The sequence below is a fragment of the Sessilibacter sp. MAH1 genome, from assembly GCF_054658315.1.
Map to the genome: position 1 here is coordinate 87,871 of NZ_BAAGIC010000013.1, position 12,425 is coordinate 100,295.

Below are 12,425 nucleotides of genomic sequence, written 5' to 3' on the forward strand. Positions count from 1 at the left end.
CACAACAAATCGACAAAGATATTTTAAATGCGATTTCAAATTGACTGGATGACTATTTTTTAATGACCGATCAAGTGTTTATTTAGGCCCATTCCAGTTACTATTTAACAAAAGTATTGCTAAATCATAACAACATCGTTTTTAACACTCATGCTCAGAAACTTCTGAATTTGAGCCGAGTCTACCGGGCGACAAGTTTTTTAAACAATAACAAGTGTAGTTTTTATAATCTAGGAGAAACACTATGGCGAAGTCTAAGTCTCTACCATTGGCGGCAGCAGTTGGCGCAGCTTTTCTTGCAACTGCATCTTTGGCTCCGTTGGCAAATGCTGCCGAGAACCCATTCACCGTTACCGAACTTTCTCAAGGCTATAACCTAGCTGGCGAAATGGAAGGTAAGTGCGGCGAAGGCAAATGCGGTGAAGGCAAATGCGGCGGCGAGAAAGGCGAAGAAAAAGCTGACGGCGAAGGCAAATGCGGTGAAGGCAAATGCGGCGGCGACAAAGCTGAGAAAGGCGAAGGCAAATGTGGAGAAGGTAAGTGTGGCGGCTAATACCGAAAGGTATCCGTACATTATCTAATAGCATTTGTTAGCGGCTGGGGCCGTATTAAAGGAGAAAAGTATGAACAACAATTCACCTCTAAACGGCGCCGGTCTTGGTCTGCGACGGAGTCTTCTAGACTCTCTCGCAGATACCACAACTTCCGATATTCAATTTATGGAAGTTGCTCCCGAAAACTGGATCGGTTTGGGAGGACGTTTCGAGAAACGTTTCAGATCTTACACCGAACGGTTCCCGTTCGTGTGTCATGGCTTATCGTTATCGATAGGTTCACCAGCTCCGCTGGATTTAGGCTTGTTGTCCGATATTAAAAAGTTTATGCAAAAACATAATATCGAGACCTATACCGAGCACCTCAGTTTTTGCAGTGACGATTCCCATCTTTACGATCTAGTACCCATTCCATTTACCGAAGAAGCCGTTAAGTACACAGCGCAAAGAATTCGCCATGTACAAGACTTTCTTGGTCGTAAAATCGCGATGGAGAATGTCTCTTATTATTGCGCGCCGCAACAAGAAATGCGCGAAATCGATTTTATCAACGCAGTCATTGAAGAAGCGGACTGTGATCTTTTGTTAGACGTAAACAACATTTACGTGAACAGCATTAACCACGGTTATGATGCCGAAGAGTTCTTGCGCGCTATGCCCGGTGACAGAACCTTATACATCCATGTTGCCGGTCACTATAACGAAGCCGAAGACTTAAAAGTGGATACCCACGGCGCACAGGTTATTGATCCTGTTTGGGATTTGCTGGCCAAGGCTTATGAAATCTTTGGTGTTAAACCAACGCTGTTAGAGCGTGACTTCAATATTCCTCCGGCGGCTGAGCTGTTAGTCGAGCTTGAAATCATTAAAAAACTTCAAGCAAACGCTCGCACAAAGAGAACAACCTCCGCACAAGTGCACGTTTAATAACCGTATTTATCTGATCACTTATAAGTTAGATTCTTTGAGCAGCCAGCGATGTATTCATTTCAGGAAACACAATACCAATTAGCCAGTCATCTTCGTGATCCTGACCATGTCGCTCCTCCTCAAGGAGTAGATGACCGCCGCTTGCAGGTTTATCGAGACCTTATCTACAAAAATATTGAAGGCTTTATCAGTGGTGGATTTCCAATTTTACGATCCATTTTTGACGATGAAGCTTGGCATGCAATGGTTCGGGATTTTATTCAGACCCACCAAAGTCATACGCCGTATTTTTTGGAAATCAGCCAAGAATTCTTAAAATATCTTCAGGAAGATCGTGTTTTTCAAGAAAACGATCCTCCGTTTATGTTGGAATTAGCTCATTACGAATGGGTGGAATTGGCGTTGGATATTTCGACGGAAGAATTTCCAACCGAGCAATTAAGCGGTGATTTATTAAACGATAAGCTCGTTGTTAGCCCCTTAGTTTGGTGCTTGTCATACCAATATCCGGTGCATCGTATTGGGGAACACTTTCAACCGACAGAAACTCCTGAACAACCAACGTTCTTATTGGTGTATCGCAATCGTGATGACCGAGTAAAGTTCATGGAGTCCAATGCGGTGACCAATCGATTGGTTCAGCTTCTGCAAAGTGAGGAAATGTTGACTGGAAGAGCCGTTCTAGAAGCCATTGCTCAAGAACTTCAAGCTCCCGATGTTGAAGCAATTATCAACATGGGTACGCCGTTATTGCATCAGTTGCACCAAGCAGGTGTCATTTGTGGCGCTAAATCATTAGCGAATTAAATGATTGTATTTCTGATTGCTTTTTTGGGTTAAAAAATATCTCTAAAGAATTCCTCGAAGATCTAATCAGAGATTAGATCTTCCCGCGCCATAGCCTCACTCTAAGTTCACTTAAATTTCTTATCCCTTCGATTGTTACGCATTGTTCCAAAATTGAGTTTTTGAAAGAAGCCACCGATTCTGTGGATTAATCGTCAAATTAATTCTTCCTCTTGGTCTTACAATTCTATTTTTCAATTCGCAGAAAGTGTTTTATTAATAATAAGACTTATAGATGTGAGTGTTGGTTGTTCGTCGCATTTCTCTGATTTTGCGTATGGTTATGGGAAGCTGCAATTAACCCACAGCTTCCTGTGACGCAAGGTTGTGTCGCTAATCGCAAGAGCGCTAAGTGATTGAAATTGTGAAGAAATTAGAAATCGCATTGTCAATTTCTGTCTTCCGATTAAATTATGGGTGCGTTAATCAGAGGCCCCTATAGTGTTGTAACGTTTATTTCGCTGTTAGACTATGGAATAACTTACGTGGCAAATTCTCAAAAATAATTATTTTTGGACGTTTTATGAATGTGAAACCTTTAGTGTTTGGTATTTTTTTGGGCCTAACCTCAACTCTCGCTTCTGCACAGGTCAGTTTAAATTCCGAACAGGAATCGACAGATACTACTTTTAATGCTTCCTTCGCCGTTGATGAACCCTACGATCCATTCGAAGGTTTCAACAGGGTAATGTTTGGATTTAACCATCATTTAGACCGATTTATCTTGAAGCCCGTTGCCAAAGGCTATCGAGCGGTAACACCTAATCGCGTCGAAAATGGTGTGACGAACGTGTTCAGTAATTTGACTGAAGTTCGTAATCTCGTTAACAATATCTTTCAGTGGAAATGGAAAAAAGCCGGTAACAGCACCGGTCGATTTTTAGTTAATTCCACCGTAGGCATTGTTGGTATTTTCGACGTGGCTAAAAACATCGGCTTGCCTAAATTAGAAGGTGAGGATTTTGGTCAAACCATGGCCGCTTGGGGCGTGGGTCAAGGTCCTTACTTGGTGTTACCACTTTTGGGGCCGTCGACCGTTCGTGATTCTGTCGGTACGATTGCAGATTTTTACGTTGATCCTGTTGTTTATATTGACGACGATGATGCCGCACTCGCGGCAGGAATCTTGCGCACAGTAAACACGCGCGCGCAGCTTTTATCTGCCGAAGAGCTAGTTTCTGGTGACCGCTATGCGTTCTTCAGAAACGCTTATTTACAACGTCGAGAATATTTAATTAACGACGGCAAAGTTGAGGACGAGTTTGGATCTGAGGCTGAAGATTTGGAAGATTTTGAATTCCAAGACGAGTAGTTCACTGCCCATACTCAATGTCTAAGAGTTTTTTACGTTAAAACCTCGAAAGAACGCAGTGTTTTGTCGGTTGATTACAAGCAGTCAATACTGGCTGCTTGGTTCTGTTTGATCGCAATAGGAACCTCTGATTAACGCATCTCTGATTTAATCAGAGGACCGAAATTGACAATGCAATTTCTAGTTTCTTGACAATTTCAATCGCCTACAGCGCTTAATGTTGGCGACACATCCTTGTTGCGCTGGAGCCCGAGTTTATTCGGGTTTCCTATAAAATCTTGTCTATCACCACGCCAGTGAGAAACGTTTCCGATTCCTCATCGTTTTCAAGACGTGCTACTGTACACAGTGCATCCAAACTTGGGCCATTTTCTTGAGCGGAAGATACCTTCACAACAAACTGATCTCCTATGTCGTATTGGGTGGATAACTCAAGCAGCATGCCGTTACCGCTCAGATTTTTGCAAATCCCCGTTTCATGGTGATCATCTTTGGTAACGGAAATTCTGGCTGGTGTGTTTACCTCCATTCTTATGAAGTTTCGTTTCTCACGATGTGCCGCGATAGAAGAGTTCATTATGTCTCCTGGCTTGTTTTTAGTTTTATACAGCCAGTTTAGTCTATGTACTTGAGTTTGCTGATATTGTTTATGTTGCGACACTTTAGTTTTCAGACGTTTCAGCAATAATTAGTCAATCCAGTGAATTGATATTTTTGAATTGTGTCTAAATTTAATAAGTAAGTGATTTCTGGTTTCATATTTAGAATTGTTTGAAAAATGACGTTAATGAACCCTGTTTTCCACTTCTAATAATTGTTTAAAATAGAGGCCTCAATGTTTATAACTTGGAGCCACTGGGTTGGTGCAATATGGTCATTGGCAAACGAAAGTTGTTGCTAATCGATGATGACCGGCTTGTGCGACAGAGCATGAGCGCTTATCTGGAAGATAGTGGCTTTGAAGTCATCGAATACGATGATGGCAAGGCGGCGTTGGAGAATTTGCAAGATCATCAACCTGACCTTGTGTTGTCCGATATTCGTCTTAGTGGCGCTGAAGATTTTAATATCTTAGAGCGCGTCCGTGAAATTGATCCTGAAATGGGCGTTATTATTATTTCAGGTTCGGGAATTCTCATCGATGCGGTTGAGGCGTTGCGAGCAGGCGCTAGCGATTTTTTAACTAAGCCAATCGCAGATATGGAAGTTTTGGTGCACTCCATTGATAAAATATTGGAACGCCAAGATCTATTGATTGAAAACCGCCGCTATCGCAAACGTTTAGAGCAGGCCAATCAAGAACTCGAAAACAACCTGCGAACACTTGAAAAAGACCAACGTGCCGGTCGTATTGTTCAGCAGCGATTGCTGCCGGTAAGACCTTTCATTCGTAATGGTTATGTTGCCAACTACAAAGTTTTTCCTTCGCTTTATCTGAGCGGCGACTTTTTAGATTATGCCTATTTTGGTGATCGGTATTTAGCATTTTATTTAACCGACGTGGCAGGGCACGGTGCATCGTCTGCATTCGTGACAATTTGGTTGAAGTATCAGGTTATGCGTTCTGTGCGTGAGAATAGTTTTTTCACCAGTCCAGAGTCTTTTGAAGAAGGCTGTAATTGGTTATTGAAAGAAATCAATGCTAGTCTCAAACATGGTAGGTTCGAAAGTCATTTAACGTGTTTCATCGGTGTTATTGATACTTATGAAAATCAACTCCGTTACTCAATTGGTGGTCATTTGCCTCTACCAATGATTGTAACTCGCAAAGGTGCCCGGTATTTAGAGGGTAAAGGAAAGCCTCTGGGTATTTTTACCAATCCCAACTGGGAGGTCTATTCAGCAGAGTTTCCTGACCATTCCAGCTTAGTGATGCTTACCGATGGTATTTTAGAGACGATTCAGGGTGATTCGTTGATCGAAAAAGAGCAAAAATTACTATCTTTGGTATCTGGTAGCCGTGGTAATATCGATTCTGTTGTTAGCGCATTGAGGCTTAATAAAGGTGATTATGTGCCTGATGACATTTCAATCTTAACCATTTCTAGAGGTGTGCATTAACCATGCAATCCGGAAAGATATTTGTCGCCGATGTTGATGGCGCTAATGTCATAAAAATGGTTGGTGATGTTCGTTTAACTTTGTGTATTTCATTTGATCAGTTTATTGATCAAATGTATGCAAAGACTAACTTTCATTCCGTTATTTTTGATTTGCGAGAAACCGAAGCCATTGATAGCACTACGCTTGGTTTAATGGCAAAAATCTCGATTTTATTTCAAGAGCGCTTTCACCAACTGCCGCTGGTAATCTCCCCTAATTCTGGTATCAACCGTTTGCTCGAAAGTATGGGTTTTGAAGATATTTTTGAGATAATTTCGAACATAGACTTGCCTGTTGGATCTCAAGTTCAGTTGCGAGAAGACTGTAAAAACGAAGCCGTGGCTAAGCAAAAAGTAATTGAAGCACACAAAATTTTGATGGGTTTAAACGAGGTTAACCGGCAAGAATTTAACGACTTGGTGAAATCGTTAGAGCAGAAGTAGTTTTTAACCGCGCTTTTTGTAAGTAATTAATAGTTGTAAGTAATTAATAGTTGTAAGTAATTAATAGTTGTAAACACACGCTTCAGTTGAATCTCTTTTCTCTCGCAATTTGTTTTGCTCGAATAAAATCGTTATGAGCCAAATAAATGAGTTCAGCAACCCTGCGAATAATATATTCTTCGTACTTATCAATCTCGCCATCGGCAAACGCTACCTCCCACATATTAATAATCAACTCGAATTTTTGATCATTGGAAAAGTTTTCGTTAACGAGAGAAGTGAATTCATATAACGAAGACGCACTCGCTTGTTCTTGTCGAGCAAGTTGCTGTAACTCTTCAACTTCGGTAGATGACAGGTCAAATTGCGTTTCAAGAATGTTCATCATGGTTTGATGTTCTACGTCACTGAAGTTGCTATCAATATTGGCAACTTCAACTAATAGTGCTGCTGCAGCTAAGCGCGATTGATGCTCACGAGTAGATTCCGAGTTGGTTTCTGGTTCGAACGCAAAAATATTCTTTAGTAAATCAAACATAAGTAACCGTTAGTGCGCGACCAATCAGTGGTTGATCACATTTTCAATTTTTGCCCTCTGATTAAATCATGAATGAGCTAATCAGAGGTTCCTAAAAATTACATGCCGGGCTTAGACGCTTTTTCTGTCAGTAGAGTTTCAAGTTTTTCTTGGTCGGCAATGAAATTACGAATTCCTTCGGCCAGTTTCTCGGTGGCCATGGCGTCGTCGTTTAATTGCAAACGGAATTCTGCTTCTGAGAGACTCATTTTCTTGAGGTTACTCTTAGCCGAAGATGCACTCAATTTCGTAACAAGCGCGCCAGTATCAGCTTCAAGCTCTGCAAGCAATTGCGGGCTAATAGTTAATCGATCACAACCTGCCAGCTCTTCGATTTCACTGATATTTCTGAAGCTTGCACCCATTACTACAGTCTTGTAGCCATGAGTTTTGTAGTAGTCGTAGATTTTGCTAACCGATTGAACACCGGGATCATTTGCACCTGAGAAATCTTGATTGGGTTGTTTGGCTTTGTGCCAATCTAAAATTCGGCCCACAAATGGCGAGATTAAAAATACACCGGCTTCGGCGCAGGCTACTGCCTGTGAGAAGCTGAACAATAAGGTTAGGTTACAGTTGATGTTCTCTTTTTCGAGAATTTCTGCGGCGCGAATGCCTTCCCAAGTGGCGGCAATCTTAATAAGCACTCGGCTCTTATCGATTCCTGCTTCCTCGTAAAGGGCAATAATTTGGCGGGCTTTGGCAAGGGTTTTGCTGGTATCAAAAGACAGGCGCGCGTCCACTTCTGTGGAGATTCGACCCGGAATAATCTTTAAAATTTCGCAACCAATGGCAACGCCAAGCTTAGTAGCGGCCAGATTCGCGGTTTCTTCGGCGTATTCGCTCTGCTCATTTGCCCACTGAATTGACTCTTCGAGTAGTGATTGGTATTGCGGCAATTGTGCGGCTTTGAGTAACAACGATGGATTGGTCGTTGCGTCTAAGGGTTTGTATTTTGCAATGGCTTCAATATCACCCGTATCAGCGACTACATCTGTAACTGATTTTAAAGTGTCTAGTTTATTCATAATCTCTTCGTTCCCAATCGCTTTGGGTAAGTTCCTTATTGGTTACCGCTGTTGTGGCATCTGTTTGCGCAAATACAGCGGTTTTGACTAATAAATTGTTAAATAAGAGTTTACTTTGCGCTGCGAGCTTGTTGTTGCTCGTGCTGGCCTAGTAGACCAAAAGCTTGCCATAGCGTTTCTACACTGGCGCCAGGTTTATGGACGTTTTCGCTGATATAACGTCTGAATTGGCGTGCTCCGGGCAAACCGTTAAAGAGTCCTAAAACGTGCTTGCTAAGATGGTGTATTTTTGTGCCTTGTTCAACTTCCTCGCGGCAATAATCTAAGTAACAGGCGAATACTTCTTCGCGGGTTAAATGCCGTTTTGGCGATTGATAGAGTTTTTCGTCGACTTCGCGCAACAAGAAGGGATTTGAATAGGCTTCTCGTCCAACCATTACGCCGTCAACGTGCTTGAGTGATTCTTGGCAGTCTTCAAGAGAGCACAAACCACCGTTAAGAATGATTTCAAGCTGCGGAAATAACTGCTTTAGCTCGTAAACGGCTGGGTAATTTAGCGGCGGAACTTCGCGATTCTCTTTAGGGCTAAGGCCTTGTAACCAAGCTTTGCGAGCGTGCACGATGAAGGTTTCACAGCCACTATCGGCGACAGTCTCGACAAACTTAGCCATATGTTCAAACTGGTCGAGTTCATCAACACCAATGCGATGTTTTACCGTCACCGGAATATCGCAGGCTGCTTTCATGGCAGCGACACATTCGGCAACCAGTGCCGAATCGCGCATTAATATGGCGCCAATTTGATTGTTTTGTACTCGATCGCTGGGGCAGCCGCAATTAAGGTTTACTTCATCGTAACCCCATTGTTCGGCGATTTTAGCGCATTCGGCGAGTTCTTGCGGATTACTGCCGCCGATCTGTAGAGCAATAGGATGCTCTTTTCGATGAAAATCTAAAAAGCGTGGACGATTGCCATGCAAAATGGCACCGCTAACCACCATTTCAGTGTAGACCCAAGCATTCTTGCTGATGAGACGCCACAGGTATCGGCAATGTCGATCCGAATACTCCATCATGGGCGCTAAGCAGAATTTTCGCTCGGGTAGTGTTTTTAGGGGCGTTACGTTTTTGGTCACTAATGCTGAATCTATATTGAAAATGGATTAACCTCTCGATTTTTAGCATCGAAAGTTCATGACGTCCTATTGTATACCATCTACCGAGCATTCGGCTGAGATTGAGATAAAGCGCAGCCGATTTATTGCCTATGTTGGCCGAGCAGAAGATCGAATCTCTGCGGAGAGCTTCATAAAAGCGGTTCGTGAGCAGCATCCTCAGGCGCGGCATGTGTGTTGGGCGTACGTTGCAGGAGCGCCCAACACCACGATTCGTTCTATGAGTGACGATGGCGAGCCCAGCGGAACCGCAGGACGGCCAATGTTGGCGATGTTAGAGCACAGTGGTTTGGGCGAGGTTGTCGTTGCCGTTGTTCGTTATTTTGGCGGTATTAAATTGGGTACCGGTGGTCTGCAAAGAGCCTACAGCGATTCGGTAGCAGCAGGACTTTCGGATTTACCCACCAAACAAGTAGAGCCGCAAGATCGATTAAAGCTGCTGTGTAACTTTTCGGAAGAAGCTCTGGTACGCAGAGTTTCTGACCAGTTTGCTGCCGTTATTCAAGAGGTTTCTTACACAAATCGAGTTCAAATTGATTGCCTTGTAAACACTCGCCAGCGCAATGAGTTTGAAGCTCAGCTGATAAGTCTTTCTGGTGGGCAAGTTAGTGTCGAATCCTTCGAAGATTAAGTGAATCAGTGCTGGTGTCTTCTGAATACTGCTCAGCGGCCAAAACCATTCCAGTTGGTCATTGCGGGTAGCTTAAACAGGTATCCGTTCTGATTCATGATAATAAAATCCTGCGACACCTTTTCGAGATACAGCTCACCTTGCAGTTGTCTGCCCGGTACCAGCTTAACGTTGTTGATAATTACAAACCCTTTCGATGCATCACTTGAATACACATGGGCAATGTAATTGATGGGTGGAATCTCGCTTTGCACAGCATCGGGTAGATCGTAGATCAGTGGGATAAGCTCTTTGGGCGCTTCTTCTATAGCTGCAACTGCTGCTTTTGCTGGTGCGGTTTGTTTATTGGTTTGTGATTGAGGCTTTGTCAAATCAACGGAGGTTACCTTCGGTCGAGTCAGTTCTTGAAAACTGCTTTGGGGTGACTCAGTAATTGCTATGGATTGTTGATTTGCGTTTGATTGTTGGTCTGCGCTCGCTTGGTAGAGACGGTCAATGGCCGACTGCGAGCGGCTGGGTTCGGTTTTTAAAACGGTTGTTTGTTGAGCGGTGTTATCTTGCGTGTTCTGCGTAGCAGTTTGGTTTGGAGCTTCCTGAACTTTGCTTTCAGCCACCCTAGGTGGCGGATTTTGGTTGCTTGTTGGTGTGACCGAGGTATTGGTCGGAGCCGAAGATGCAAGGTTTGTCGTGTTTGTTGGCGATGCAGGAGCCACTAGAGGAGCGGGTTTTCGAAATATAATGATTCCCAGTAATACGACTAACAGAATCGTTAGTACCATCACAAACCACCAAGCGATGTGAATTTTTTTTCGACGAATTATAAAGTCGCCGTCATGCACGGCGGAGATAGTCGGCGTTGCTTGTTGTTGGCGTTCTTGTTCTGATTTTTGCAAAGCTTCCAAAATATACGACATATCAATTACGCCCTTGTAAATTCGAGTCTAGAGAGAAGTCGTTATTGAGGTAGTCATTCATCTTAAGTACGGTTCTTAGCCCCACAATACCGTCGGGCTCTAAGTTGTTATCGCCTTGGAACACCGCCACGCGGGTTTCTAAAGGTTTGGTGAAAGTATAGTCAGTAAGCGCTTCGGCTCGTTGATCAATTACCGCAAAGCTCTGGGCAATCCAATTAACGTAATTCGATTTGTCGCCAAGTTTAGCCAGTGCTTCAAAACCTTGAGGTGGTTGCCACAGGAGCGTAAATTTTCCGGTCCAATACTGACCAAGTTCAAAAGGGCTCAAAGGATAACGTTGAGCATTGCTGACTACGATGAGTTGGTTGTCACTAAATTCGGCGACTGCTAGATAGTATGACGTATGTTCAATTAACAGCTCCAATACCGAAGGCCGATTGTAACTTTTAAACTCCAACCAACTGGTCGCATTTTCATCGCGACATTGCACGCCGTAGTTCCCAAGTCGGTCACAGACGGGATTAAGATCACCGGCAAATACATTGAGATTTCTTTGCAGCTCATTCAATGCTTGAGCCTTATTGAGATAACCGAGCGTTTTGATATCTGGGAGTATTTGAGCTGGCGGCGCAGGGCGGTTATCCGGCTCAGCAGACGTAGACGCAGTTTGAGTATCCTGCTGGGATGTACTTGTTGGAATTGCACTGGCTTCAGCATTGATTGCGGGCGTTCGCTGAATTTCGCCGGTGTTGGTATCTTCGGTCAATGGGTTGGGCTCTAAGTGCAGATATTGATACCCCAGCCAAAAAGTTAACACCAATACCGTAAGCGAAAGAACAGAGGCTGTGGCAATGGCCAAACGTGAGTTATTCAGGGCCGAGCCACTTTTCTTACCGGTCGCTTCTTCTACTGCCGACTGCGCAATCTCTTTATCAACCTGATTAAGCCCGTGGGTGTAAGTACCTAAAAGCGCCCGGTCACAGGTTACGTTAATTAACCGTGGAATACCTTGGCAGGCTTGGAAGATTATCTTCACCGCGGTTGGTGTAAAAATGGATCGGTTTGCTGGTAGTCCGGCAATCATCATGCGGTGGCGAATATAAGCTTTGGTTTCTGCCAAGGTTAGTGGATCTATGTGAAAGCGAGCCGTAATTCTTTGGGCAAGTTGCCTTAATTCAGGCTTGGCGAGAATCTCGTTCAGTTCTGGCTGGCCGATAAAAATAATCTGCAAGAGCTTTTTTTCGTCGGTTTCGAGGTTGGTCAGTAATCGAATCTGCTCCATAACTTGATAACCAAGGTGCTGAGCTTCATCGATGATCAAAACGGTATTTCGGCCTTGGCTGTGGTTTTTCAGTAAAAACGCGTGCAGCTGGTCTGAGAGGTCTTTCAAACTGCTGGTATCTTTAACGCCATCGACTTTGAGTTCGTCGCAGATACTGGCTAAAAGCTCAGTAGAGTTGAGATAAGGATTGAGAATATAAGCAACGTCAGTATTCTTCGGTAATTGACGCAAAAGACAACGGCTGATGGTGGTCTTACCGGTGCCAACTTCTCCCGTAAGCAGCACAAACCCGCCACCATGGCTTACGCCGTAGATAAGATGCGCCAGCGCTTCTTTATGGCGTCGGCTCATAAAGAGATAGCGTGGGTTAGGCGCAATCGAAAAAGGCGCTTCTTTTAAGCCAAAGTGCTGATGATACATAGGTTAGTGTTGTGCGTACCGGTTTGTTCATAAGGCGGCAATGATAAACCAAGCGTCGCAAATACGATATGTATCTTCGGGCGCAGGTCTGCTGAAAGCCGTGGCTGTGTGAGCTGTGATTTCATCACAAGTTCAAGTCTACCGAGTTAACGTTTTTGCAATTACCTTTGGTATTCGTAGCGCAGCTTTCTTAAAATTAAATGATTGAGA

13 protein-coding genes are annotated in these 12,425 nt (G+C 43.7%); 7 read left to right on the forward strand and 6 right to left on the reverse strand.

All coding sequences use genetic code 11. The features are described 5' to 3' along the window. The first annotated feature begins 244 nt into the window (after window positions 1-244). From ACYQ28_RS13500 to ACYQ28_RS13515, 4 genes are all read left to right on the forward strand, one after another. Window positions 245-553, forward strand: coding sequence for an HvfA family oxazolone/thioamide-modified RiPP metallophore (locus ACYQ28_RS13500; protein ID WP_460050871.1), 309 nt, complete (start codon window positions 245-247; stop codon window positions 551-553). 70 nt (window positions 554-623) lie between these two features. Continuing rightward, window positions 624-1,481, forward strand: coding sequence for an HvfB family MNIO-type RiPP peptide maturase (locus tag ACYQ28_RS13505; protein ID WP_460050869.1), 858 nt, complete (start codon window positions 624-626; stop codon window positions 1,479-1,481). A gap of 51 nt (window positions 1,482-1,532) precedes the next feature. After that, window positions 1,533-2,291: an HvfC family RiPP maturation protein gene (locus ACYQ28_RS13510; RefSeq protein WP_460050867.1), complete on the forward strand. Its 759-nt coding sequence runs from the start codon at window positions 1,533-1,535 to the stop codon at window positions 2,289-2,291. Window positions 2,292-2,853: 562 nt separating this feature from the next. Further along, window positions 2,854-3,642: an MlaA family lipoprotein gene (locus ACYQ28_RS13515; protein WP_460050865.1), complete on the forward strand. Its 789-nt coding sequence runs from the start codon at window positions 2,854-2,856 to the stop codon at window positions 3,640-3,642. 268 nt (window positions 3,643-3,910) lie between these two features. Here the strand turns inward: ACYQ28_RS13515 and ACYQ28_RS13520 are convergent, their stop codons facing one another. Continuing rightward, window positions 3,911-4,219 carry a PilZ domain-containing protein gene (locus ACYQ28_RS13520; protein ID WP_460050863.1) on the reverse strand — a complete coding sequence of 103 codons (309 nt, stop codon included), beginning with the start codon at window positions 4,217-4,219 and terminating at the stop codon, window positions 3,911-3,913. Window positions 4,220-4,512: 293 nt separating this feature from the next. Between ACYQ28_RS13520 and ACYQ28_RS13525 the strand changes: the two genes are divergently transcribed. Both ACYQ28_RS13525 and ACYQ28_RS13530 read left to right on the forward strand, forming a co-directional pair. Further along, a complete protein-coding gene (locus ACYQ28_RS13525; protein WP_460050861.1) occupies window positions 4,513-5,703 on the forward strand; it encodes a PP2C family protein-serine/threonine phosphatase in 1,191 nt (396 codons plus the stop codon). Window positions 5,704-5,705: 2 nt separating this feature from the next. Then, the gene (locus ACYQ28_RS13530; protein ID WP_460050859.1) at window positions 5,706-6,188 is read left to right on the forward strand and encodes an STAS domain-containing protein; all 483 of its coding nucleotides are present in this window, start codon (window positions 5,706-5,708) and stop codon (window positions 6,186-6,188) included. A gap of 82 nt (window positions 6,189-6,270) precedes the next feature. On the opposite strand, the gene ACYQ28_RS13535 is transcribed toward ACYQ28_RS13530, so the two are convergent. From ACYQ28_RS13535 to dusA, 3 genes are all read right to left on the reverse strand, one after another. Next, window positions 6,271-6,726, reverse strand: a complete 456-nt coding sequence (locus ACYQ28_RS13535; protein ID WP_460050857.1) for a tellurite resistance TerB family protein — start codon at window positions 6,724-6,726, stop codon at window positions 6,271-6,273. Between the two features lie 98 nt (window positions 6,727-6,824). After that, the gene (gene tal / locus ACYQ28_RS13540) at window positions 6,825-7,796 is read right to left on the reverse strand and encodes a transaldolase (RefSeq protein ID WP_460050985.1); all 972 of its coding nucleotides are present in this window, start codon (window positions 7,794-7,796) and stop codon (window positions 6,825-6,827) included. Window positions 7,797-7,903: 107 nt separating this feature from the next. Further along, window positions 7,904-8,929 (reverse strand): tRNA dihydrouridine(20/20a) synthase DusA, encoded by a 1,026-nt coding sequence (dusA, locus tag ACYQ28_RS13545; protein ID WP_460050855.1) that lies wholly within the window; start codon window positions 8,927-8,929, stop codon window positions 7,904-7,906. A 58-nt stretch (window positions 8,930-8,987) separates the two neighbouring features. Between dusA and ACYQ28_RS13550 the strand changes: the two genes are divergently transcribed. Then, window positions 8,988-9,599, forward strand: coding sequence for a YigZ family protein (locus tag ACYQ28_RS13550; RefSeq protein ID WP_460050853.1), 612 nt, complete (start codon window positions 8,988-8,990; stop codon window positions 9,597-9,599). Window positions 9,600-9,631: 32 nt separating this feature from the next. Here the strand turns inward: ACYQ28_RS13550 and ACYQ28_RS13555 are convergent, their stop codons facing one another. After that, the gene (locus ACYQ28_RS13555) at window positions 9,632-10,513 is read right to left on the reverse strand and encodes a general secretion pathway protein GspB (protein WP_460050851.1); all 882 of its coding nucleotides are present in this window, start codon (window positions 10,511-10,513) and stop codon (window positions 9,632-9,634) included. Window position 10,514: 1 nt separating this feature from the next. After that, window positions 10,515-12,215: an ExeA family protein gene (locus ACYQ28_RS13560; protein ID WP_460050849.1), complete on the reverse strand. Its 1,701-nt coding sequence runs from the start codon at window positions 12,213-12,215 to the stop codon at window positions 10,515-10,517. Window positions 12,216-12,425 lie beyond the last annotated feature (210 nt).

What these genes read in the sequence shown, in the direction of transcription:
- ACYQ28_RS13535 (WP_460050857.1), bottom strand. Translation starts at nt 6,726, where the DNA reads ATGTTTGATTTACTAAAGAATATTTTTGCGTTCGAACCAGAAACCAAC.
- ACYQ28_RS13500 (WP_460050871.1), top strand. Translation starts at nt 245, where the DNA reads ATGGCGAAGTCTAAGTCTCTACCATTGGCGGCAGCAGTTGGCGCAGCT.
- ACYQ28_RS13510 (WP_460050867.1), top strand. Translation starts at nt 1,533, where the DNA reads ATGTATTCATTTCAGGAAACACAATACCAATTAGCCAGTCATCTTCGT.
- ACYQ28_RS13550 (WP_460050853.1), top strand. Translation starts at nt 8,988, where the DNA reads ATGACGTCCTATTGTATACCATCTACCGAGCATTCGGCTGAGATTGAG.
- ACYQ28_RS13505 (WP_460050869.1), top strand. Translation starts at nt 624, where the DNA reads ATGAACAACAATTCACCTCTAAACGGCGCCGGTCTTGGTCTGCGACGG.
- ACYQ28_RS13525 (WP_460050861.1), top strand. Translation starts at nt 4,513, where the DNA reads ATGGTCATTGGCAAACGAAAGTTGTTGCTAATCGATGATGACCGGCTT.
- ACYQ28_RS13555 (WP_460050851.1), bottom strand. Translation starts at nt 10,513, where the DNA reads ATGTCGTATATTTTGGAAGCTTTGCAAAAATCAGAACAAGAACGCCAA.
- ACYQ28_RS13515 (WP_460050865.1), top strand. Translation starts at nt 2,854, where the DNA reads ATGAATGTGAAACCTTTAGTGTTTGGTATTTTTTTGGGCCTAACCTCA.
- ACYQ28_RS13530 (WP_460050859.1), top strand. Translation starts at nt 5,706, where the DNA reads ATGCAATCCGGAAAGATATTTGTCGCCGATGTTGATGGCGCTAATGTC.
- ACYQ28_RS13520 (WP_460050863.1), bottom strand. Translation starts at nt 4,219, where the DNA reads ATGAACTCTTCTATCGCGGCACATCGTGAGAAACGAAACTTCATAAGA.
- ACYQ28_RS13560 (WP_460050849.1), bottom strand. Translation starts at nt 12,215, where the DNA reads ATGTATCATCAGCACTTTGGCTTAAAAGAAGCGCCTTTTTCGATTGCG.